General features: G+C 67.1%; 19 protein-coding genes and 2 tRNA genes. 19 read left to right on the forward strand and 2 right to left on the reverse strand.

Annotated features, from left to right (window positions below; translation table 11 throughout):
- Positions 1-27: 27 nt before the first annotated feature.
- From ccmC to ACZK4H_RS14520, 9 genes are all read left to right on the forward strand, one after another.
- On the forward strand, positions 28-798 hold the full coding sequence (gene ccmC, locus ACZK4H_RS14480) for a heme ABC transporter permease CcmC (protein ID WP_099551843.1): 771 nt from the start codon (positions 28-30) through the stop codon (positions 796-798).
- The gene (locus ACZK4H_RS14485; RefSeq protein ID WP_099551844.1) at positions 795-983 is read left to right on the forward strand and encodes a heme exporter protein CcmD; all 189 of its coding nucleotides are present in this window, start codon (positions 795-797) and stop codon (positions 981-983) included. The genes ccmC and ACZK4H_RS14485 overlap by 4 nt, the downstream gene beginning before the upstream one ends.
- Positions 980-1,441, forward strand: coding sequence for a cytochrome c maturation protein CcmE (gene ccmE, locus ACZK4H_RS14490; RefSeq protein WP_099551845.1), 462 nt, complete (start codon positions 980-982; stop codon positions 1,439-1,441). Before ACZK4H_RS14485 ends, ccmE begins: the two co-directional genes overlap by 4 nt.
- Positions 1,442-3,361 (forward strand): heme lyase CcmF/NrfE family subunit, encoded by a 1,920-nt coding sequence (locus tag ACZK4H_RS14495; RefSeq protein WP_099551846.1) that lies wholly within the window; start codon positions 1,442-1,444, stop codon positions 3,359-3,361. It begins immediately after the preceding gene.
- Between the two features lie 8 nt (positions 3,362-3,369).
- Positions 3,370-3,987: a DsbE family thiol:disulfide interchange protein gene (locus tag ACZK4H_RS14500; protein WP_099551847.1), complete on the forward strand. Its 618-nt coding sequence runs from the start codon at positions 3,370-3,372 to the stop codon at positions 3,985-3,987.
- A gap of 4 nt (positions 3,988-3,991) precedes the next feature.
- Positions 3,992-4,441: a cytochrome c-type biogenesis protein gene (locus ACZK4H_RS14505; protein ID WP_099551848.1), complete on the forward strand. Its 450-nt coding sequence runs from the start codon at positions 3,992-3,994 to the stop codon at positions 4,439-4,441.
- The gene (locus ACZK4H_RS14510) at positions 4,435-5,421 is read left to right on the forward strand and encodes a tetratricopeptide repeat protein (protein ID WP_099551849.1); all 987 of its coding nucleotides are present in this window, start codon (positions 4,435-4,437) and stop codon (positions 5,419-5,421) included. The genes ACZK4H_RS14505 and ACZK4H_RS14510 overlap by 7 nt, the downstream gene beginning before the upstream one ends.
- A gap of 72 nt (positions 5,422-5,493) precedes the next feature.
- Positions 5,494-6,606 carry a homoserine O-acetyltransferase MetX gene (metX, locus tag ACZK4H_RS14515; protein ID WP_099551850.1) on the forward strand — a complete coding sequence of 371 codons (1,113 nt, stop codon included), beginning with the start codon at positions 5,494-5,496 and terminating at the stop codon, positions 6,604-6,606.
- Positions 6,607-6,951 carry a DUF1294 domain-containing protein gene (locus ACZK4H_RS14520; RefSeq protein ID WP_099551851.1) on the forward strand — a complete coding sequence of 115 codons (345 nt, stop codon included), beginning with the start codon at positions 6,607-6,609 and terminating at the stop codon, positions 6,949-6,951.
- 90 nt (positions 6,952-7,041) lie between these two features.
- Here the strand turns inward: ACZK4H_RS14520 and cydC are convergent, their stop codons facing one another.
- Both cydC and cydD read right to left on the reverse strand, forming a co-directional pair.
- Positions 7,042-8,715, reverse strand: coding sequence for a thiol reductant ABC exporter subunit CydC (gene cydC / locus ACZK4H_RS14525; protein WP_099551852.1), 1,674 nt, complete (start codon positions 8,713-8,715; stop codon positions 7,042-7,044).
- Positions 8,712-10,457: a thiol reductant ABC exporter subunit CydD gene (gene cydD, locus ACZK4H_RS14530; protein ID WP_099551853.1), complete on the reverse strand. Its 1,746-nt coding sequence runs from the start codon at positions 10,455-10,457 to the stop codon at positions 8,712-8,714. The genes cydC and cydD overlap by 4 nt, the downstream gene beginning before the upstream one ends.
- Positions 10,458-10,685: 228 nt before the next feature.
- Here cydD and ACZK4H_RS14535 point away from each other — a divergent pair, with 228 nt between their 5' ends.
- The 10 genes from ACZK4H_RS14535 (at position 10,686) to pgaD (ending at position 21,378) form a co-directional block, all read left to right on the forward strand.
- Positions 10,686-12,275, forward strand: a complete 1,590-nt coding sequence (locus ACZK4H_RS14535) for a cytochrome ubiquinol oxidase subunit I (RefSeq protein ID WP_049443555.1) — start codon at positions 10,686-10,688, stop codon at positions 12,273-12,275.
- Positions 12,276-12,290: 15 nt separating this feature from the next.
- Positions 12,291-13,442, forward strand: coding sequence for a cytochrome d ubiquinol oxidase subunit II (gene cydB / locus ACZK4H_RS14540; RefSeq protein WP_099551854.1), 1,152 nt, complete (start codon positions 12,291-12,293; stop codon positions 13,440-13,442).
- 58 nt (positions 13,443-13,500) lie between these two features.
- Complete coding sequence (cydX, locus tag ACZK4H_RS14545) at positions 13,501-13,617, forward strand: cytochrome bd-I oxidase subunit CydX (protein ID WP_005410354.1); 117 nt, start codon at positions 13,501-13,503, stop codon at positions 13,615-13,617.
- Positions 13,618-13,672: 55 nt separating this feature from the next.
- Positions 13,673-13,749 (forward strand) — tRNA-Pro (locus tag ACZK4H_RS14550).
- A 140-nt stretch (positions 13,750-13,889) separates the two neighbouring features.
- A tRNA-Pro gene (locus tag ACZK4H_RS14555) sits at positions 13,890-13,966 on the forward strand.
- A gap of 221 nt (positions 13,967-14,187) precedes the next feature.
- Positions 14,188-15,393, forward strand: coding sequence for a CynX/NimT family MFS transporter (locus ACZK4H_RS14560; protein WP_099551855.1), 1,206 nt, complete (start codon positions 14,188-14,190; stop codon positions 15,391-15,393).
- A 344-nt stretch (positions 15,394-15,737) separates the two neighbouring features.
- Positions 15,738-17,765 carry a poly-beta-1,6 N-acetyl-D-glucosamine export porin PgaA gene (gene pgaA, locus ACZK4H_RS14565; protein WP_099551856.1) on the forward strand — a complete coding sequence of 676 codons (2,028 nt, stop codon included), beginning with the start codon at positions 15,738-15,740 and terminating at the stop codon, positions 17,763-17,765.
- Between the two features lies 1 nt (position 17,766).
- Entirely contained in the window at positions 17,767-19,653 is a 1,887-nt protein-coding gene (gene pgaB, locus ACZK4H_RS14570; RefSeq protein WP_099551857.1) for a poly-beta-1,6-N-acetyl-D-glucosamine N-deacetylase PgaB, read from the forward strand.
- A gap of 1 nt (position 19,654) precedes the next feature.
- Positions 19,655-20,911 (forward strand): poly-beta-1,6-N-acetyl-D-glucosamine synthase, encoded by a 1,257-nt coding sequence (pgaC, locus tag ACZK4H_RS14575; protein ID WP_099551858.1) that lies wholly within the window; start codon positions 19,655-19,657, stop codon positions 20,909-20,911.
- Positions 20,908-21,378 (forward strand): poly-beta-1,6-N-acetyl-D-glucosamine biosynthesis protein PgaD, encoded by a 471-nt coding sequence (pgaD, locus tag ACZK4H_RS14580; RefSeq protein ID WP_099551859.1) that lies wholly within the window; start codon positions 20,908-20,910, stop codon positions 21,376-21,378. The genes pgaC and pgaD overlap by 4 nt, the downstream gene beginning before the upstream one ends.
- Positions 21,379-21,387: the final 9 nt, after the last annotated feature.

Consider the following 21,387-nt stretch of genomic DNA (forward strand, 5'->3'; position numbering starts at 1 on the left):
TCCACCCCTGCTGGATAGCCGCCACGCATGAATCCGATTGTCCGCTGGTTCCACCAACTCGGTTCGCCCCCCACGTTCGACCGTTTCGCTGCCCGCTGGTCGCGGGTCTTCTACCTCGCGGCGGTGCCGGTGCTGCTGGTCGGCATATGGCAGGCGCTGCTGGTGGTGCCACCGGAAGCCAAGCAGCTGGACAGCTTCCGCATCCTCTACATCCACGTGCCCAGTGCCTGGATGAGCCTGTTCGTATTCGCGCTGATGGCGCTGTATGCGGCCATTGCGCTGATCTGGCGGATCAAGGTCTGCGAGATCCTGGCCATGGCCTGCGCGCCGATGGGTGCCGGCTTCACCCTGATCACCCTGCTGACCGGCAGCATCTGGGGCAAGGGCACGTGGGGCACCTGGTGGGACTGGGACCCGCGCATGACCAGTGAACTGGTGCTGCTGTTCCTGTACCTGGGCGTGATCGGCCTGTACCACGCCATCGAGGACCGCCGCAGCGCCGCGCGCGCGGCCGGCCTGCTGGCCATCGTCGGCGTCAGCCTGCTGCCGGTGATCCGCTATTCGGTGGACTGGTGGGGCGGCCTGCATCAGCGCCAGTCGATCAACGTATTCGGTGAATCGGCGATCAGCAGCGCGATGATCGCGCCGCTGTGGTGGATGGTGATCGGCACCAAGTTCTGGTTCGCCGGTTCGGTGCTGGCCAAGGCCCGCGCCGACAATCTCGACCGCGAGGCCGGCAAGGCCTGGGTCGGTGGCCGGGTCGATGCCGCACGCGCGGCCGGGGAGGCCCGATCATGACCCACCTGCCCTATGTGATCGGCGCCTACGCCGTGTTCGTGCTGGTGCTCGGCGCCGATGCCATCGGTTCGTGGCTGCGCCTGCGCGTGGCGCGCCGCTTGGCACTGGCCCGCCAGCAACGGCAGCAGACCCGCGCCGGCAGGCAGGACGCAGCGGCATCGCTGCCGACGGAGCTGGAACGATGACGCCCGTACAACGCCGCCGCCTGGTGTGGGTGCTGCTGGCCCTGCTCGCCTCCGGCCTGGCCACCGCGCTGGTGGCGATGGCGCTGGAGCGCAACATCGCCTACCTGTACACGCCTGCCGAAGTACTGCGCGGCGATGTCGATGCACAATCGCGCTTCCGCCTCGGCGGCATGGTGGTGAAAGGCTCCTTCAACCGACCGGTGGGCTCGCTGGAGGCACGCTTTGAAGTGACCGACGGCGACGCGCACCTGGCAGTGACCACGTCGCGGATCCTGCCGGACATGTTCGCCGAAGGTACCGCGGTGGTCGCCAGTGGCCGCCTGCAGGACGGTGTCTTCGTCGCCGACGAAGTGCTGGCCAAGCACGATGAAAAATACGTGCCGAAGGAAGTGGCCGACAAGATGGGCGATGCCCATCGCAAGCACGACGTGCCGGTGACGGCACCCGAGGTGCACTGAGTGCTGCCCGAACTGGGTCAGATCCTGCTGTTGTGTGCGTTGCTGGCCTCGCTGCTGCAGGCCGGCCTGCCGCTGGTCGGCGCGCAGCGCAACAACACGGCGTGGATGGCGGTGGCACGGCCGGCGGCCTTCGCGCAGCTGCTGCTGCTCGCCGGTGCGTTCGCGGCGCTCACCGCCGCGTTCGTGCAGCAGGACTTCTCGGTGCGCTACGTGGCCGAGAACTCCAATTCGCTGCTGCCGATGATCTACCGCTATTCGGCGGTATGGGGTGCGCATGAAGGCTCGCTGCTGATGTGGGCGCTGGTGCTGGCGCTGTGGACCGGCGCGGTGGCGCTGTTCTCACGGCACCTTCCAGCGCAGGTGCAGGCGCGCGTGCTGGCGGTGATGGGCATCGTCAGCGTCGGCTTCCTCGCCTTCCTGATCTTCACTTCCAACCCGTTCCTGCGCCTGAACCCGGCGCCGCTGGAAGGGCGCGATCTCAACCCACTGCTGCAGGATCCGGGGCTGATCATCCATCCGCCGATGCTCTACATCGGTTACGTGGGCTTTGCGGTGCCGTTCGCGTTCGCGGTGGCCGCGCTGCTGGAAGGTCGCGTGGATGCGCGCTGGCTGCGCTGGACGCGGCCCTGGACCAACGTCGCCTGGGGCTTCCTGACCCTGGGCATCGCCCTGGGCAGCTGGTGGGCCTACTACGAGCTGGGCTGGGGTGGCTGGTGGTTCTGGGACCCGGTGGAGAACGCCAGCTTCATGCCATGGCTGGTCGGTGCGGCACTGATCCATTCGCAGGCCGTCACTGAAAAACGCGGCACCTTCGGCAGCTGGACCCTGCTGCTGGCGATCGCGGCCTTCGCGCTGTCGCTGCTGGGCACCTTCCTGGTGCGCTCCGGTGTGCTGACCAGCGTGCATTCATTCGCTGCAGATCCGTCGCGCGGCCTGTTCATCCTGGTGTTCCTGTCGGTGCTGGTCGGCGGCAGCCTGCTGCTGTACGCGCTGCGCGCCATCCAGCTCAGCGTGGACGCCGACGATCCGCGCCGCGGCTTCACCGCCACCTCGCGCGAGACCCTGCTGCTGGCCAACAACCTGCTGCTGGCCACCGCCTGCGCGATGGTGCTGCTCGGCACGCTGTATCCGTTGCTGGCCGATGCGCTGTCGCTGGGCAAGATCTCGGTCGGCCCGCCCTACTTCGGCAGCCTGTTCCTGCTGCTGATGGCCCCGATGGTGCTGCTGTTGCCGTTCGGCCCGCTGGTGAAGTGGCAGCGCGACCAACCTTCACGTGCATTCGCGCTGCTGGCGCCATGGCTGGGGCTTGCAGTGCTGCTGGGCGCGCTGGCCTGGTGGAAGGCGCCGCAGAACGGCTGGAAGGCAGGCCTTGGCGTCGCCGCGGCGGCCTGGGTTGGAATCGGCACTGCGCGCTTCGTCTGGCAGCGCCTGCGCGGCAACGGCCGCTTCACCGCCGAAATGCTCGGCATGATCGTCGCCCACACCGGCATCGCCGTGTTCCTGGCTGGCGCGCTGCTGGTGGAAGCCTTGAACGTGCAGCGCGAAGTGGCGCTGGCGCCGGGCCAGCAGCTGGTGGTCGGTCGCTACGAAGTACGCTTCGAAGGCGTGGACCATCGCGAAGGGCCGAATTTCATCGCCGATCGAGGCCATCTGCGGGTGTTCCGTGACGGCCGCGAGCAGGCCCTGCTGCACCCGGAGAAGCGCCAGTACGCCAGCGGCGGCCAGGTGATGACCGAGGCCGGCATCGATGCACGCTTCGACGGTGATGTCTACGTGGCATTGGGCGAGCCGCTGGGCAACAATGCGTGGGCGGTACGGGTGCACATCAAGCCGTTCGTGCGCTGGATCTGGCTGGGCGCGCTGCTGATGGCCCTGGGCGGATTCATCACCGCCGCCGACCGCCGTTTCCGTCGTCCGTAGGAGTTCCCATGTCCGAGTCCCCCGCCCCGCGCCCTTCCCGCCCGCTGCCGCCGGTAGCCATCGTGATCGGCGTGCTGTTCTTCTTCGGCCTGCTTGGGCTGATGATCTACGGGGTGATGAAATCGGGTGATCCGCAGCGTGACGTGCTGCCCTCGGCGCTGATCGACAAGCCGGCGCCAGCGTTCGCGCTGCCGGTGCTGCACGACCCGGAAATGATCGTGCACAGCGACGAACTGCGCGGCGCGCCCTACCTGTTGAACGTGTGGGGCAGCTGGTGCGCGGCCTGCCGCGAGGAACACCCGGTGCTGACCCGCTTCGCCGAGAGCAAGCGCGTGCGCGTGATCGGCTACAACTGGAAGGACGACCCCACCGACGCGCTGCACTGGCTGGAACAGCTGGGCAATCCGTTCATGGTGGTGCTCAGCGATGTCGAAGGCCGCACCGCGATCGACTGGGGCGTGACCGCTGCACCGGAAACCTTCCTGGTAGACGGCAGTGGCATCGTGCGCTGGAAATACAGCGGCGCGATGACCCAGCGCGTGGTCGACGAGAAGCTGATTCCGGCGCTGGAAAAGATCGAAAAGGCCCAGGGCAATGCCGGCAACACCCTGCACACGGCGCCCTGAGCCCATGCGCTGGCTGCTGGTGCTGCTGCTCCTGATGCTGCCGCTGGCCGTGGTGGCACAGCAGCCGCTGCATGATCCGCAGCCGCTGCAGTTCCGCGATGGCGCCGAAGAACGCCGCTTCCACGACCTGGCCGCGCAGCTGCGCTGCGTGCAGTGCCAGAACCAGTCGCTGGCCGATTCCAACGCACAGATCGCCCAGGACCTGCGCCGCGAGGTGCTGCAGCTGATGCAGCAGGGCCACGACGACGCGCAGATCAAGCAGTTCCTGGTCGCGCGCTACGGTGAGTTCGTGCTCTATCAGCCACCGTTGCAGCCGGGCACCTGGCTGCTGTGGGGCGGTCCCCTGCTGATGCTCGGCGCCGGCGCACTGGTGGTACTGGGCATTGTCCGCCGCCGTGGCCGTACCGTTGGCGCAGCACCGGCCGGCAAGGCCGAAGAAGGAGACGGATGGTGAGCCATTGGCTGCCGCTGCTGGCCGGGCTGGTTGCTGCGCTGATGGCAGCGCTGGTGCTGTGGCCGTTGCGCCACCACGGTCGTCGTGGTTTCGCGGTGGGCGTGATTGCGCTCGGCGTGGCCGGCGCCTGCCTTTACCTTCTGGTCGGTGATCCACGTGCTGCGCAGGTGCAGCCGCCGCCGTCGGTGGCCACCCTGCGCGATGGCGTGCAGGCCCTGCAGGATGCGTTGAAGCGTGACCCACAGCGGGCCGATGGCTGGACCCTGCTGGGTCGTTCGCAGGCCGAACTGGGCAATACCTCAGCTGCGGCGGACGCGTTCGCGCGTGCCGCAGCATTGGCACCGGATGATCCGGGCGTACTGGTGGAAGCCGCACAGGCACGTGCGCAGGCCGATGCCGGCAAGCAGTTCGATGACACCGCAATGGCATGGCTGCAGCAGGCGCGCACGCTGGCACCCGATGCCGAGCGCGCCAGCTGGCTGCTGGGCATCGCCCTGCGCCAGCGGGGCCGGAATGCCGAAGCTGCCGACGTCTGGAGCAGCCTGCTGCCGCGACTGGAGCCGGGTGCCGCGCAGGCACTGCAGGCGCAGATCGCCATCGCCCGCGAAGCCGCAGGCCAGACGCCAGGTACTGCCCCTGCGGCGGCGGCACTGCTGCAGGTACGCGTGCAGCTGCCTGCAATGAAGGCGAACGAGTGGCCAGCCAGCACCCAGGTGTTCGTGCTGGCCCGCGCCGTGGGTGGACCGCCGATGCCGGTGGCCGCTCGCAAGCTGCCGCTGGCCGGCTTCCCGGCCACGGTCGGGCTGGGCGACGGTGACAGTCCGATGCCAACCGCACCGCTGTCGGCACATCGCGAAGTGGAAGTGCTGGCACGCATCTCGCGTACCGGTAGCGCCAACCGCAGCGAGGGCGACCTGCAGAGCGTGCCGGTGAAGGTGAGCCTGCCGCATGACGGCGTGGTGGAGCTGCGGTTCCCGTAAATCCCGTGCCGCTGCGCTCGCCGGGCATGGCCCGGCGGATGCATGCGTACCCACCACCGGTAGAATGCCCGCATGACTGAATTCATCCCGCCCGGCAGCCGCTTCCACGCCCTGCCCTCGCCCTTCCCGTTCAAGCGCGGCGGCGCCCTGCACGGCGCGCGCGTGGCCTATGAAACCTGGGGAACACTGGCGGCCGACGCAGGCAACGCGATCCTGATCGTGACCGGCCTTTCGCCGGATGCGCACGCAGCGGCCAACGACGCCGATCCGGCGCCGGGCTGGTGGGAAGGCATGGTTGGTCCCGGCAAGCCGATCGATACCGACCGCTGGTTCGTGGTCTGCGTGAACTCGCTGGGCAGCTGCAAAGGCTCCACCGGCCCCGCTTCGCTCAATCCGACCACAGGCGAACCGTATCGCCTCGACTTCCCCGAGCTGTCGATCGAAGACGGCGCGCGCGCCGCGATCGAAGTCGTGCGTGCCCTGGGCATCGAACAGCTGGCCTGCGTGGTCGGCAATTCGATGGGCGGCATGACCGCACTGGCCGTGCTGATGCTGCACCCGGGCATCGCGCGCAGCCACGTCAACATTTCCGGCAGTGCGCAGGCGCTTCCCTTCTCGATCGCGATCCGTTCGCTGCAGCGCGAGGCGATCCGTCTTGATCCGCGCTGGAACGGTGGCCACTACGACGATGCCGAATACCCCGAGTCCGGCATGCGCATGGCGCGCAAGTTGGGCGTGATCACCTACCGCTCCGCCCTGGAATGGGATGGCCGCTTCGGCCGTGTGCGGCTGGATTCGGACCAGACCGATGACGATCCGTTCGGCCTGGAATTCCAGGTGGAAAGCTATCTGGAAGGCCACGCACGGCGCTTCGTGCGTTTCTTCGATCCCAACTGCTATCTGTACCTCAGCCGCTCGATGGACTGGTTCGACCTGGCTGAGTATGCCGACGGCGACGTGCTGGCCGGGCTGGCGAAGATCCGGGTGCAGAAGGCGCTGGCGATCGGCGCCAACACCGACATCCTGTTCCCGGTGCAGCAGCAGCAACAGGTCGCCGACGGCCTGCGTGCCGGCGGCGCCGATGCGCGCTTCATCGGCCTGGAGTCGCCGCAGGGCCACGATGCCTTCCTCGTCGATTTCGAGCGTTTCGGCCCGGCCGTGCGCGGCTTCCTCGACGCGCTGTAAGTGGCATGGCGGCGTAATCTCGCGCTGGCCGCGTTCGGCGCGTTGGTCGCGCTGATGATCAGCGGCGTGCTGCCACTGTGGCTGGGTGGTTGGTGCCTGCTGGCCAGCGCGGTGTCGTTCGGCCTGTACGGCCACGACAAGCGTGCGGCGCAGCGAAAGCAGTCGCGCATTCCCGAGCGCACATTGCAGTTGCTGGCCTTTGCCGGCGGTTGGCCTGGCGCGCTGCTGGGCCAGGCGATGTTCCGCCACAAGCACCGCAAAGCCGCGTTCCAGTGGGTGTTCTGGCTGTGCATGCTGGCCAACGTGGCCTCGATCGCGGTGATGCTGCGCGAGTTCTCGCGGTAACCGTTCGAACGGGTAGTGCCGGCCGCTGGCCGGCAATCACGTATCGGTGTGAAGCCCATGAGGTTGCCGGCCAGCGGCCGGCACTACCATTCACGTTTCCCGCGCCAGGACGCCGTCACGCAGGCGGTACTGCGCATCGACCACGCCTTCGGGCAGGTCGTCGTGGGTGATCATCAACAGGCTGCGCCCGTCCAGCAACCCGGAAAGGTCCTGCAGCAACGCACGTGCGGTATCCACATCCAGGCCTTCGGTCGGTTCGTCCAGCAGCAGGATCGGCGCATTGCGCAGCAGCGCACGCGCCAGCGCCAGACGTCGTGCCTGGCCGGCCGACATCGTCGCGCCGTTCTCGCCCACCCAGGTCTGCAGGCCGCCGTTGCGCTCGGCCCATTCGCCCAGGCGCACGCGACGCAGCACCGCCCACAACGCTGCGTCGCTGGCATCGGGATCACCCAATCGCAGGTTCTCGGCCACACTGCCGGCAAACACCGGCGCGTTCTGCGGCAGCCACGCCAGTTGCCGGTGCCAGTCGGCCTGGGCGAAATCACGCAGATCGCGGCCACCGTAGGTCAGCCGTCCCTGCTGCGGATCCCATAGCCGCAACAGCAGGCTCGACAGCGTGGTCTTGCCGCTGCCGCTGTCGCCGCGAATCGCGATGCGCTCGCCCGGCGCCAGGGTCAGCTGCAGGCCGGACAACACCGGCCGCGCTGCACCCGGCCACTGGAAATGCACGTCATCCCAATGCACGCGCGCGGCCTGCGGCACCGCCTGCGGCGCCTGCGGATCCTCCACCGTCGGCGGTTGCTCGACGATGGCCTGCAGGCGATCGGCGGCGATGCGCCCGGACTGCAGCGACTGCCAGGCCAGGCCCATGCCCGCCCACAGTTCGATCAGTGCCACGGTAAGGAACACCAGGCCCGCCGCCATTTCCGGCGGAATGCGCTGCTGTTCGGCCGCATGCAGGGCCAGTGCCAGCATCGCCACCAGCCCCAGCCCGGCGACCAGGCCATGCAGGGTCGAGGCCGCGATCAGGCGCCAGCGCCGACGGCGATCCCGAGAAGCCAGCTGCTTGGCGGCCACGCGCACCTTCAACTGCCACGCTGCATCGGCGTGCAACGCGGCCAGGTCACCCGCGCCTTCCAGTCCTTCGAAGGCCGCGGTACGCAGGGCAGCGCGATGCGCGGCACGGTCCGCCTCTTCATCGTCGTGGCCACGCACGCCCAGCCACGGCACGCCGAAGGCGATCAGCAAGGCGAGCACCGCCAGCAGCACCGCCGCCGCCGGCAGGATCAGCGCCGCCGATACAACCGCCACCAGCGTCAGCGCACCCAATGCCACCAGCGGCCCGATCGCACGCACCAGCAGGCCATCCACCTCATTGATGTCACCCAGCAGGCGTGCCAGCAGTTCGCCGGTACGCGTGGCACCCAACCGCGCCGGTGCGAGTGGCAGCGCGCGGCGGAAGAACCACACGCGCAGATCGCGGGCGATGCGCAGCGTGGCATCGTGACCGACCAGCTTTTCGAAATAGCGCGACACGATGCGCGCCATGGTCAAGCCGCGGATACCCGCCGATGGCGAGAAGAAATTGAATCCCTGCCCCAGGCCCGCCGCACCGGCCAGCGCGGCTGCAGTGAGGAAACCACCGGACAGGCCCAGCAGTGCGGTGCCTGCCAGCATCGTGGTCCACAGCAGCAGCACGGTCAGCAACAGGCGCGGACGATGGCGGAGGAACACGGCGCGCAGCGAATCGGGCGAACGGCTCATGCGCGCACCGCCTGTGACGGTTCCACCAGGCGGCCTTCCGGCAACAGCAGGCAGCGGTCGGCCCAGGCGATCACCGCCGGGCTGTGGGTGGCGACCACCACGCTGCGCCCGCGGGCATAGGCGGCCAGGCTGCGCAGCAGCGCGGCTTCGGTATCGGCATCGAGGAACGCAGTGGGTTCGTCCAGCAGCAGCACCTGCGGGTCGCGCAGCAGCAGGCGGGCCAGGCCGATGCGGCGTGCTTCACCACCGGACAGACCGAAGCCGCGCTCACCGATCACAGTATCCAGTCCCTGCGGCAGGCGCTGCGCGAACTGCAGCACCTGCGAGGCCTCGGCCACTGCGCGCAACCGCGCATCGCTGGCACCGGGATCGGCCAGGCGCAGGTTGTCGGCAATGCTGCCGTGGAACAGGTACGGGCGCTGGCTGGCATAGGCCACCTGCACACCAGGACGCAGCTGCAGTTTGCCGGCGCGCGGCGGCAGCCAGCCGGCCAGCGCTTCCAGCAGCGTGCTTTTGCCGGACCCGCTGGGGCCGACCAGGGCCAGACGCTGGCCCGGTTCCAGCAGCACATCTAGATCCTGCAGCACATCGTGCGGCGCGCCCAACGGACGAAGAACCAGACCCTGTGCCTGCAGCGGCGGCAATGCAGCTTCGGCCGGTTCCGCCACCAGCGGTGCGATCTCGTTCTCGATCAGGCCCTGCTCCTCGGGCAGAGACTGCAGCAGGCGTTCCACCTCGGCCGCCGCTGCCAGTGCATTGGCGCGGTCGTGGTAGTGCGCGGCCAGGCGCCGCAGCGGCGCGTAGAACTCCGGTGCCAGCAGCAGGCAGAACAGGCCCGCGCCCAACGTCGGCACGGTCGCATGCAGCGACATCAGGCCCAGATAGCTCAGGCCGAGGTACAGCGCGACCATCGCCACGCTCACCGAGGCGAAGAATTCCAGCACCGTGGACGACAGGAAGGCGATCCGCAGCACCTTCATCGTGCGCACGCGAACGCCTTCAGCGGCGGCCTCGATCCCTTCCAGTTCGGCCTCGCCGCGGCCATACAGGCGCAGCAGGCCCAGGCCCTTGATGCGGTCGGCGAAGTGGCCGCTCATCCGCGCCAGCTCGCCCAGCTGCGCACGGCCGGCCGCTTCCGCGCCCCAGCCCACCAGCATCATGAAGAACGGCACCAGCGGTGCGGTGAACAGCAGGATCAGCGCCACCACCCAGTCCACCCAGGCCACCGCGGCCAGGATCAGCAGTGGCACCACCACCACTTCGGTGCGCACCGGCAGGAAGCCACTGTAATAGCTCTCGATCGCATCGCCGTGATGCAGCATCAGTTCGCCCAGCTCACCGGTGCGGCGTTGCCGCAGCCACAGCGGGCCATGCCCGAGCAGTCGCGCGAACACGCGCTCGCGCAGGGCCAGCCGCGCGGCATCGGCCACATCACCGGCAGCCGCCTGGGTGGCACTGCCCAGCAACGTGCGCACGACCAGGATCGCCGCCAGCCCACCCAGCACCGGCAGGCCCGATGCCAACGGCGCGCGCTCTACCAGCACCTGCTGCACCAGCCAGGCAATGGCGGCAGCCTGGCCGATCAGCAGCGCTCCGGACAGGCTGATGCACAGCGCCGCCAGGCGCTGGCGGCCTCGAGCGGCGCGCGCCAGATCAGCCAGCCAGGCCGCGCGTACGCGCCGCTGGCGGGCGGTTTCAGCTTCCGGGGAAAGGCCGTCAGGGGTCGTTTCGGCAGCGCTCAAGGGGTCTTCACGGGCATCGGGGGAGACACGGCATTGTAGGCGCAGGCAACAGCCGGCCTCTGCGGCCAGCGGTCGCAGTCTTCATCAGGTTGGCATACGATCAACCGGGGCACCTGTTCATACATTGATCTGGATCAAGGCTGTTTGAAGTAGTCGGTCACATCATTCACGTCGTAGACCACCCTTCCCGCCACCTGCAACGGCACTATCCAACGAGGTAGCCAGGCCATGATTGATCAGACAGTCGTAGAACTGTCGCGGCTGCAATTCGCGCTGACCGCGATGTACCACTTCCTATTCGTACCGCTCACCCTCGGCCTGTCCTTCATGGTGGCCATCATGGAGAGCGTGTACGTGATGACCGGCAAGGAGATCTGGCGCAGGATGACCCTGTTCTGGGGCGTCCTGTTCGGCATCAACTTCGCCATGGGTGTTGCCACCGGCATCGTCATGGAATTCCAGTTCGGCATGAACTGGTCCTACTACAGCCACTACGTGGGTGACATCTTCGGTGCGCCGCTGGCGATCGAAGGCCTGATGGCATTCTTCCTGGAAGCCACCTTCGTCGGCCTGTTCTTCTTCGGCTGGAACCGCCTGAGCAAGGTCAAGCACCTCATGGTGACCTGGCTGATGGCGCTGGGTACCAACCTGTCGGCGATCTGGATCCTGATCGCCAACGGCTGGATGCAGAACCCGACCGGTGCGGTGTTCAACCCGGAAACCATGCGCATGGAAGTCGTCGACTTCATGGCCGTGGTGTTCAATCCGGTGGCACAGGCCAAGTTCGTGCATACCGTCAGTGCCGGCTACGTGACCGGTGCGGTGTTCGTGATGGCGATCAGTGCCCTGTTCCTGCTGCGCAACAAGCACAAGGACCTGGCCCGTCGTTCGTTCGCGGTGGCGGCTGCGTTCGGCCTGCTGTCCTCGCTGTCGGTGGTGGTGCTGGGTGACGAGAGCGGTTACGCCGCCAGCGAACACCAGAAGATGAAGCTGGCCGCGATCGAAGCGATGTGGGAAACCGAGCGTGCACCGGCCGACTTCACCGCCTTCGGCATCCCGAACCAGGAAACCCACCAGAACGACTACGCGGTGAAGATCCCGTACCTGATGGGCCTGATCGCCACCCGTTCGTTGAACCAGCCGATTCCGGGCATCCTGGAACTGGTCGAGCGCGCCGAACACCGCGTGCGCGGCGGCCAGCTGGCCTACGGTGCATTGGAACGCCTGCGCGCCAACAAGAACGACGTTGAAGCACGCGAGATGTTCGACCGCCACTGGCAGGACCTGGGCCACGGCCTGCTGCTCAAGCGCTACCGCGACGACATCCTCAACGCCACCCCGCAGGAAATCTCGCAGGCGGCGATGGACACCGTGCCGCGCGTGATGCCGCTGTTCTGGACCTTCCGCGTGATGGCCGGTCTCGGCTTCTACCTGATCGCGTTCTTCGCGCTGGCCTTCTACTACTCCTGCCGCAACAACTTCCAGGACAAGCGCTGGTTCCTGCGCCTGGCCCTGTGGACGCTGCCGGCGCCGTGGATCGCGATCGAGTGCGGCTGGTTCGTGGCCGAGTACGGTCGCCAGCCGTGGGCGGTGGATGGCGTGCTGCCGACCTTCTATGCGGCATCGGGCCTGGCCCTGCACGAAATCGTGCTGACCCTGGCCGGCTTCACCGCGATCTACACCGCGCTGATCGTGGTCGAGATCAAGCTGATGCTCAAGGCGATCCGCAAGGGTCCGGACGAGGTGCTGCCGTCGCTGCAGTCCCCCCAGCCGCATGCTTCCCACAATGCCTCGGCGCCGGCCGCCGGCCAGGCCTGAGGCAGGAGAACCAAGATGGATTTCATTCTTCTGGACTACACCACGCTGCGCGTGATCTGGTGGCTGCTGCTCGGCATCCTGCTGATCGGTTTCGCCGTGATGGACGGTTTCGACCTGGGCGTGGGCACCCTGCTGCCCTTCGTTGCCCGCAATGACGCCGAGCGCCGGCTGGTGATCAACACCATCGGCCCGGTCTGGGAAGGCAACCAGGTGTGGCTGGTGCTCGGTGGCGGTGCGATCTTCGCCGCCTGGCCGCCGCTGTATGCGGTCAGCTTCTCCGGCTTCTACCTGGCGATGTTCGTGATCCTGTTCGCCCTGATCCTGCGTCCGGTCGGCTTCAAGTTCCGCAGCAAGATGCCGAGCGAGCGCTGGCGCAACACCTGGGACTGGGCGCTGTTCATCGGCGGCTTCATCCCGGCGCTGATCATGGGCGTGGCGGTGGGCAACGTACTGCTGGGCGTGCCGTTCCACTTCGATGACAGCATGCGCATCTTCTACACCGGCTCGTTCTTCGGCCTGCTGATGCCCTTCGCACTGTTGGCCGGCCTGCTCAGCGTGTCCATGCTGGTCGCCCACGGTGCCGCCATGCTGGTACTGAAGACCGACGGCCCGGTGGCCGAACGTGCAGCCCGCTTTGGCAGCATCGCTGCGATCATCGCCTTCGTGCTGTTCGCCGTGGGCGGCGCATGGGTGGCCTTCGGCCTGCCGGGGTACCAGATCACCTCGCAGGTGGTTACAGATGGCGCCACCAATCCGCTGCTGAAGACCGCCGAACTCGGCGCCGCCGGTGGCTGGATGCGCAACTACAGCACGATGCCGGCCACGATCCTGGCCCCACTGCTCGGCCTGGCGGGCCTGCTGGCCAGTGCGGTGCTGCTGCGTGCCCGTCGTGGTGGCCTGGCCTTCATCGCCTCCGGTGCGGCCATCGCCGGCATCATCCTGACCGTCGGCTTCGCCATCTTCCCGTTCCTGCTGCCGTCCTCGAGCCAGCCCACCTCCAGCCTGACCGTGTGGGACGCCTCGTCCAGCCACCTGACCCTGTGGATCATGCTGCTGGCCACGGCGGTGTTCCTGCCGATCATCATCGGTTACACCACCTGGGTGTACCGCGTGCTGAAGGGCAAGACCACCACCGAAGAGATGGGCAACAACCCCAACGCGTATTGATTGCTTGCACGTGTGCCGGCCAACGGCCGGCACCTACCCGGAATGAAGGAGACTGATCATGTGGTATTTCGCCTGGATTCTCGGTGCCGGCCTCGCCTCGACGGTGGCCATCCTCAACGGCATGTGGTTCGAAGCCCGCGAGCAGAACCGCATCGAGAAGGAAAATCGTCGCTGAGCTGTAAAAAAGCCTTGCCGCCTTGGCCTTCACACGGTATCTTAGGCGGCTCCTTCGGGGTGTAGCTCAGTCTGGTAGAGCGCTACGTTCGGGACGTAGAGGTCGCAGGTTCGAATCCTGTCTCCCCGACCACTCACGTGGTCGCATTGAAGCCTGGTGAAGTCGTCCAGGCTTTTTTGTTCCCTGAAGTGGCACTGCTTCGGCAGTGTGAAGAAAACAGCATTCTCCCCTTGCCGCCATCGGGGTGAATCGCTAGAATAGGCGGCTCCCTTCGGGGTGTAGCTCAGTCTGGTAGAGCGCTACGTTCGGGACGTAGAGGTCGCAGGTTCGAATCCTGTCTCCCCGACCACTTCGGTGGTCACCAAGAAGCCTGGAAGACATCACTGTCCTCCGGGTTTTTTTGTACCAAGTGCCAGGCCGCCCGCATGACGGGACCTTGCCGGAGCGCACACGTACAATGGCCGCGCTGCCGGCCCATCTGCAGCCACTCCCCCACCTGCCGCTTCGGCGTAGACCGATGCCGGCGCTGCATGCCATCGCCCCGGCGTGCGACACCTGCAAGGACCACCGATGAGTTCCTCCACTTCCGATTCGCCGTCGCTGCTGCACGGGCGCGTGCTGGCTTTCGCCGCCATCCTGCTGGCAGCGGTCAACCTGCGCACTGCGGTCACCTCGATCACCCCGCTGCTGGACGTGCTCGGCCAGCAGTTCGGCTTCGGTACCACCATGACCGGCGTGCTGGGCATGCTGCCGACCGCCTCGTTCGCGCTGTTCGGCGTGGCCACGCCGGCACTGGCGCGGCGCCTGGGCCTGGAACGCACCACCCTGCTGGCGATGGTGATGGCGATGGCCGGCCTGCTTCTGCGCTCCAGCGCCGGCAACGTCGGCACGCTGCTGCTCGGTTCGGTGGTGGCGCTGGCCGGCATGGGCATCGGCAACGTGGTGGTGCCGCCGCTGGTGAAGCGCTATTTCGCCAACAAGGTCGGCACCATGAGCACGCTGTACATCAGCGTGCTGCAGCTGGGCACGATGCTGCCGGCACTGCTGGCGGTACCAGTGGCCAATGCTGCGGGCTGGCGCGTGTCGCTGGGCATGTGGGCGCTGCTGGCGCTCGCCGCCGCACTGCCGTGGCTGCTGCTGGCCAGGCGCGCGCCGAAGCCACTGGCCGACGCCACCGACCCCACCGCACAACCGCACGGCAAGGTCTGGCGCACGTCGCTGGGCTGGAGCATGACGCTGATGTTCGGCATGACTTCGCTGATGACCTATTCGATGTTCACCTGGCTGCCGCGCATCGTGGTCGAGGCCGGGGGCACGCCCGCGTTCGGCGGCGTGATGGTGGCCGTGTTCTCGGCACTGGGCCTGCTGCCGTCGCTGGTCATCCCATCGATGGCGGTGCGCCTGCAGAACCCGTTCCCGCTGGTGCTGATCGGTTTCTTCTCGTTCGTGATCGCCTTCACCGGCCTGCTGCTGGCACCGATGAAGGCCCCGCTGCTGTGGGCCTGCCTGCTCGGCGTCGGTCCGTCCACCTTCCCGCTGGCGCTGACCCTGATCAACCTGCGCACGCGCACCCCCACCGGCTCGGCGGCGCTGTCCGGCTTCATGCAGGGCGTGGGCTACAGCTTCAGCTGCCTGGGGCCGTTCCTGGTCGGCTGGCTGCACACGGTCAGCGACGGCTGGACACTCCCGTTCAGCTTCCTGTTCGGCTGCGCCACCCTGATGCTGTGCGCCTCCTGGGTGGCCTGCAAGCCACGCAAGCTGGAAGACCTCTGGTAAGCCGTTGAGGGGCCGCGCGCCGGCCCCGCCTGCCGCTGGTCAGCCATTCCAGGAAAATTGACGCCGGACTGACAATTCCGGGCGGATAGTGCCCACGAATGCCCATCCTTGCCGCGTGCCGGCATTGGGCATGGGGGCGGCCTGGCCGCCCAGGCCACCACTCGGTGTGCGGGGGATTCTCGCTTCAGACAAGACATTGCAGGTCGCTGTCCGGGTTGTACCCGTCCTTGCTGGACGGGAGTGCACGAAGGGAGTGACGCAGGGCACGGCCATCCCCAAAACTGGCATGTGATGTGCGTCACATTTTTCACAGTTGTCTGGTCAGGAAGCCAAGGGGGTCCCCAATGGTTGTCCACCGCCGGCTGGCGCTTTGCGTCGGCCTCGCCTGCACTGCCCTGGCCTGGGCCAGCGGCGCTGCCCCGCCCGATCGCGAGGCGGCCCTGGCCGAGATCGGCCGCTACCGCGACCAGGCCCGATGGCTGGATGCGCTGGGCGCCATCGAGCGTGCCAGCCAGCAACAGCCCAACGACGATCTACTGTTCAAGCTGCGCGTGCTGACCCTGGGCGACATCGGCAATGCCTGGCGCGCATGGGAGCTGTACCAGCAGCGCCCGCAGCTGTTCGATGCGGCCCAGAAGCAACGCCTGGAAGGCGACTACCTGGCCAAGCTGGTGGTGTGGAGCCTGGCCTACAGCAGCAGCGAGGACAGCCGCCTGGAAGAGGCTGAATCGACCCTGGCGCGCATGCAGCGTTACCTCGGCAGCGAAGGCACACCGCCCGCCCAGGCCCCCCTGCGGATCCGCATCGACCGGCTGATCCTGCTCAACCGGCTGGGCCGCCATGCGCAGGTCCGCGAGGAAGCACGGGCACTGCAGGCCGAAGGCCACACTCTGCCCGACTACGTGCTGCCCGCAGTAGGCGATTCGTTGATGGGCACCCTGCACCCGGAGGAAGCCATTCCGGTGCTGCAGGCAGCCGTCGCCGGCGATCCCACGCGCGATGCCTCGCACTCGGAACTGGCGTACGCCTATCTGGAAAGCGAACAGCAGGAAAAGGCCATCGACCTGCTGCAGGCATGGCGCGACAAGGAACCCGCGTGGCGCTGGAGCAACGGCAAGTCGCCGTATGCGAACTGGTCGCGCTACGAGGCCGACCTGAACCTGGCAATGGTGCGCGCCTACAGCGGCGACCTGCGCACCGCACAGCACGACCTGGAATCGATGGTCGACATCGCACCGGGCAACGGCGGCCTGCAGAGCGCACTGGGCAGCGTGTACATGATGCGCGGATGGCCACGCATGGCCCTGCAGCGCCAGCAGATGGCACATGCGCTGGACCCACGCGACATCGAGCCGCGGCTCGGCATGGAAGAGGCATACGTTGCCCTGCAACGCGATGATCTGGCGCGGCCGCTGCACGACGATCTGGTAGCACGCTACCCGACCCAGCCCGCCGTCGAGCGCATGGACCAGGCCTGGCGCGTACATCGCGGTTGGCAGCTGAAGGCATGGACCGACATTGGCCGCAGCTCCGGCGGCGGCGGCACATCGCCGCTGGGCAACAACGACCGTCACTACGGCATGGAAGTGCAGACGCCGGTGCTCGACGACCGCTGGCGGCTGTTCGCCTTCGCCGACAGGCGCTCGGTCGACTTCCAGGATCAGCGCATCGACCCGCTGTGGCTGGGTGCGGGCGTGCGCTACCGCTTCGGCCGACTGGATGCCGAAGCCGCCGCGCTGCGTGCCAACGACCACGTCGGCGATACCGGTCTGCGTCTCGGTGTCGGCTGGCAGTTCAACGATTACTGGCATGCCGGGCTGGTGGCCGTGCGCAACGATCCGGAAGCCTCGATGCAGGCGCGCGTAGCCGGCATCACCGCTGACAGCGTGAGCGCGCAGGTGGACTACCGGCGCAGCGAGCTGACCCACTGGACGTTCGGTGCCAGCCGCTTCCGCTACGACGACGGCAACCACCGCGAACTGTTCAGCACCAGCATTGAACAGCGCCTGCTGACCCGCCCACGCTGGTTGATCGATGGCCTCGCCAGTGCCTACACCAGCCGGGGCAGCCGCGACGACGCGCCCTACTTCAACCCGAAGCGCGACCGCATGGTCGAGATCGGAATGCGCATCGACCAGCAGTTGTGGCGGCACTACGAGCACCACTTCCGGCACCGGCTGACGGTCTCGCTGGGTGACTACTGGCAGGATGGCTTCGGCAGCGCGCTGGTCCCTTCGGTGTCCTACATGCACGAATGGCAGCTGGGCCAGGGCCGCGTGTTCGAGTACGGCGTGCGCTGGTCGCGGCCGGTCTACGACGGCCACCGCGAGCGTCATATCGGCTTCGAAGCCGCACTGCGCTGGGGAGAGTGACATGGCCCGCATCCTGCGACTGATCGTGCTCCTGCTGCTGGCTGCCGCACCGCCGGCGTTCGCGCAGCAGGCCCTGCATCTCGATGCCATTGACAACGGCCTGCTGATCCTCAGCTACCACGACATCCGCGACCAGGTCGCGGCCAAGGGTGATGCCGATACCTACGCGGTGAGCACGCAGAACTTCGCCGCGCACCTGGATTGGCTGGGTGCGCACGGCTATCACCCGGTGTCGTTGTCGCAGGTGATCGACGCCTCACAGGGCCGCGCCACGCTGCCGCCAAAGCCCGTGCTGCTGACCTTCGATGACGGCCTGCGCAGCGTCTACGACAAAGCGTTCCCGCTGCTGCAGGCCTACCGCTACCCGGCGCTGGTGGCAGTGATCACCGATTACGTGGACATGGCGCCCGGGCGCACCATCGACTATGGCTACCGCCCGTTCGGCCACGATGACTTCGTTACCTGGGCGCAGCTGAAGCAGATGCACGGCAGCGGCCTGATCGAAGTGGCCAGCCATACCGACGACCTGCATCACGGTGTGCTTGCCAATCCACAGGGCAACTCCACGCCGGCCGTGGTGACCCGCGTCTACAGCCCGGCCACCCACAGCTACGAAAGCGAAGCCCAGTACGAACAACGCCTGCGCGCCGACCTCTCGCGCAGCGTGCAGCGCATCCAGCAGCACCTGGGCATCCGCCCGCGCGCCATCGTCTGGCCCTATGCCGCCTACAACCAGCTGAGCAACGACATCGCCGAGCAGCTGGGCATGCCGGTATCCTTCGATCTGGAAGGCCGCAGCACACCGGTGGCCAGCGACCTGCATGGGCTGGCGCGCTTCCTGGTCAGCGACAACCCGACCGTGGAGGGCCTGGCCTACGAGCTGCGCCGCGACGTTGCGCTCGATGGCATCCGCGCGTTGCAGGTCGACCTGGATGATGTATACGACCCGGACCCGGCACAGCAGGCGCGCAACCTCGATGCGCTGATCGAGCGGGTCAAGCGCATCTCGCCCACCCACGTCTACCTGCAGGCCTTCGCCGACCCCGACGGCAACAACACCGCCGACGCACTGTACTTCCCCAACCGGCACATGCCGATGCGCGCGGACCTGTTCAGCCGGGTCGCCTGGCAGCTGAAGTCGCGCGCGGGGGTGAAGGTGTACGCCTGGCTGCCGGTGCTCGGGTTCGAGCTGCCCGATCCGGTGCAGCGGAAGACGTTGGCGATCCAAAACGGTGATGCCGACGGCATGTACCGGCTGGACTTCACCAACCCGAAGGCACGCCAGATCATGCTCGACATCTACGAGGATCTGGCCGTCAACTCGTACTTCGAAGGCCTGCTCTTCCATGATGATGGTTACCTGCGCGACACAGAACTGCCGGCGCTGGCAGCAGGCGACGATGGCAGCGCACGCACCCGGGCGCTGATCGACTTCACCCTGGCCCTGCGTGACAGTGCGCAGCGTTGGCGACCGAAGCTGGCGACAGTGCGCAACCTGTATGCCGAGCCGGTGTTGCGCCCGCAGAGTGAGGCCTGGTTTGCACAGCGCCTGGACCTGTTCAACAAGGCTTACGACCAGACCGCGCTGATGGCGATGCCATGGATGGAAGGCAGCAGGCACCCGGAACGTTGGCTTGACCAGCTGCTGGCCGCGGTGCGCGCGCACGATCCCCAGCTGCAGCACACCCTGTTCGAACTGCAGACCGTGGATTGGCGCAGCGGCCAGCCGATTCCCGCCGAACGTCTGCGCGCGCAGATCCGCCAGCTGCAGGCGCAGGGCGTCCACCATTTCGCCTGGTACCCGGATGACTTCATCGCCGGCCAGCCTTCTACCCATGATGCCCGCGCGGCGATGTCCGCCGGCAACTTCCCGTACCCGGAGAAGTGACATGGACATGCATCCGCTGCTGCAGGTCCTGTTCCAGTTCGCCTTCTACTACCCGATGGTGATGGCGTTCTTCTGGATGTCGGGCGGTCTGTATTACTACTTCCGGCGCGAACGCCATTCGCGGCCGCGCAATGATCCTCCGTTGATGGTCGATCCACCGTTCGCTAGCCTGCTGATTCCCTGCCACAACGAATCGGAGAACCTGGACGACACCCTGGGGGCCGCGCTGGCGCAGCGCTATCCGGCCGACTACGAGGTAATCGCCATCGACGATGGCAGCAGTGACGACACCGGCGCCCGGCTCGATGTGCTGGCGGCGAAGCATCCCCGGCTGCGCGTGCTGCACCTGGACCGCAACCTCGGCAAGGCCAATGCGCTGCGAATGGGGGCGCTGGCGGCACGCTCGGAGTATCTGGTGTGCATCGATGGCGATGCCATGCTGGAGGAACACGCCCTGCACTGGATGGTCTGGCACCTGGTCAGTGGCAGCCGGGTCGGCGCGGTCACCGGCAACCCACGCATCCGCAACCGTTCCACCCTGCTCGGGCGCCTGCAGGTGGCCGAGTTCTCTTCGATCATCGGCATGATCAAGCGCGCGCAACGTGTCTACGGGCGCATCTTCACGATCTCCGGGGTCATCGCCGGCTTCCGTCGTACCGCACTGCACCAGGTCGGCTGGTGGTCGGACGACATGGTGACCGAGGACATCGACATCAGCTGGCGCCTGCAGCGTGCGCACTGGGACATCCGCTACGAGCCCAACGCGCTGTGCTTCATCCTGATGCCGGAAACGCTGAAAGGCCTGTGGCGGCAACGGCTGCGCTGGGCGCAGGGCGGCGTGGAAGTGATGCTGCGGCATGCGCGTTCACTGCTGCACTGGAAGGAGCGGCGCATGTGGGGCGTGCTGCTGGAGTATGTGCTGAGCGTCATCTGGGCCTACACCATGCTGTTCATCGTGGTGTTGTGGGTGCTGGGCAAGCTCATCGACATGCCGCCGCAGCTGTACATCGCCAGCCTGCTGCCGCAATGGCATGGCGTGATTCTGGCCCTGGTCTGCCTGCTGCAGTTCGCCAGCAGCCTGATCATCGACCGTCGTTACGAAACACAGATTGGACGCAACTACTTCTGGGTCATCTGGTACCCGATGGCGTACTGGCTGATCAGCCTTTCCACCACCCTGGTGGCGCTTCCCAAGACCCTGCTGCGCCGTCGCAGCAAGCGCGCTACCTGGACCAGCCCTGACCGGGGGATCCGATGAACGCACAACACCCGTCCAACCGCTTCGACTCGCGGATGATCCGCAAGCCACATCATCAACCGCGCTTCCAGCGCACCGCCTGGGGCTTTGTCACCCTCGCGTTCTGGGGGTTCTACTTCTACCTGTGGGCGCCACTGGTGACCTTGGTGTCGTGGCTGATCGGCGGACAGATGGCCTGGCAGCAGCTGTATGAACGCAAGAACCAGTTCGACCCCTACGTGCTGGTCGCGCTGCCGCTGATGCTGCTGTGTGCAAGCGTGCTGCTGATCGGTTGGGCCGAGTACAACCGTGCGCGTTTCCGTGGCCACGAACGGCGCCTGCCACGGCCATTGGCCAGCCTCAATGAAGTAGCCGCCGATCTCGGCGCCAGCACCGGCCTGGCCGAGCGGCTGCTGGGCTGCAAGTCCGCTACGCTGCACATGGATGAGCATGCGCGGCCGGTGGGCATCCGCCGCGAGGTGGTGTAGCCCAACAAC

The organism is Stenotrophomonas sp. 78350_Sma (assembly GCF_056482105.1).

What these genes read in the sequence shown, in the direction of transcription:
- ccmE (WP_099551845.1), top strand. Translation starts at nt 980, where the DNA reads ATGACGCCCGTACAACGCCGCCGCCTGGTGTGGGTGCTGCTGGCCCTG.
- ACZK4H_RS14560 (WP_099551855.1), top strand. Translation starts at nt 14,188, where the DNA reads ATGAGTTCCTCCACTTCCGATTCGCCGTCGCTGCTGCACGGGCGCGTG.
- pgaB (WP_099551857.1), top strand. Translation starts at nt 17,767, where the DNA reads ATGGCCCGCATCCTGCGACTGATCGTGCTCCTGCTGCTGGCTGCCGCA.
- ACZK4H_RS14485 (WP_099551844.1), top strand. Translation starts at nt 795, where the DNA reads ATGACCCACCTGCCCTATGTGATCGGCGCCTACGCCGTGTTCGTGCTG.
- ACZK4H_RS14505 (WP_099551848.1), top strand. Translation starts at nt 3,992, where the DNA reads ATGCGCTGGCTGCTGGTGCTGCTGCTCCTGATGCTGCCGCTGGCCGTG.
- cydC (WP_099551852.1), bottom strand. Translation starts at nt 8,715, where the DNA reads ATGAGCCGTTCGCCCGATTCGCTGCGCGCCGTGTTCCTCCGCCATCGT.
- cydX (WP_005410354.1), top strand. Translation starts at nt 13,501, where the DNA reads ATGTGGTATTTCGCCTGGATTCTCGGTGCCGGCCTCGCCTCGACGGTG.
- metX (WP_099551850.1), top strand. Translation starts at nt 5,494, where the DNA reads ATGACTGAATTCATCCCGCCCGGCAGCCGCTTCCACGCCCTGCCCTCG.
- ACZK4H_RS14500 (WP_099551847.1), top strand. Translation starts at nt 3,370, where the DNA reads ATGTCCGAGTCCCCCGCCCCGCGCCCTTCCCGCCCGCTGCCGCCGGTA.
- ACZK4H_RS14535 (WP_049443555.1), top strand. Translation starts at nt 10,686, where the DNA reads ATGATTGATCAGACAGTCGTAGAACTGTCGCGGCTGCAATTCGCGCTG.
- ccmC (WP_099551843.1), top strand. Translation starts at nt 28, where the DNA reads ATGAATCCGATTGTCCGCTGGTTCCACCAACTCGGTTCGCCCCCCACG.
- cydB (WP_099551854.1), top strand. Translation starts at nt 12,291, where the DNA reads ATGGATTTCATTCTTCTGGACTACACCACGCTGCGCGTGATCTGGTGG.
- ACZK4H_RS14510 (WP_099551849.1), top strand. Translation starts at nt 4,435, where the DNA reads ATGGTGAGCCATTGGCTGCCGCTGCTGGCCGGGCTGGTTGCTGCGCTG.
- pgaC (WP_099551858.1), top strand. Translation starts at nt 19,655, where the DNA reads ATGGACATGCATCCGCTGCTGCAGGTCCTGTTCCAGTTCGCCTTCTAC.
- pgaA (WP_099551856.1), top strand. Translation starts at nt 15,738, where the DNA reads ATGGTTGTCCACCGCCGGCTGGCGCTTTGCGTCGGCCTCGCCTGCACT.
- pgaD (WP_099551859.1), top strand. Translation starts at nt 20,908, where the DNA reads ATGAACGCACAACACCCGTCCAACCGCTTCGACTCGCGGATGATCCGC.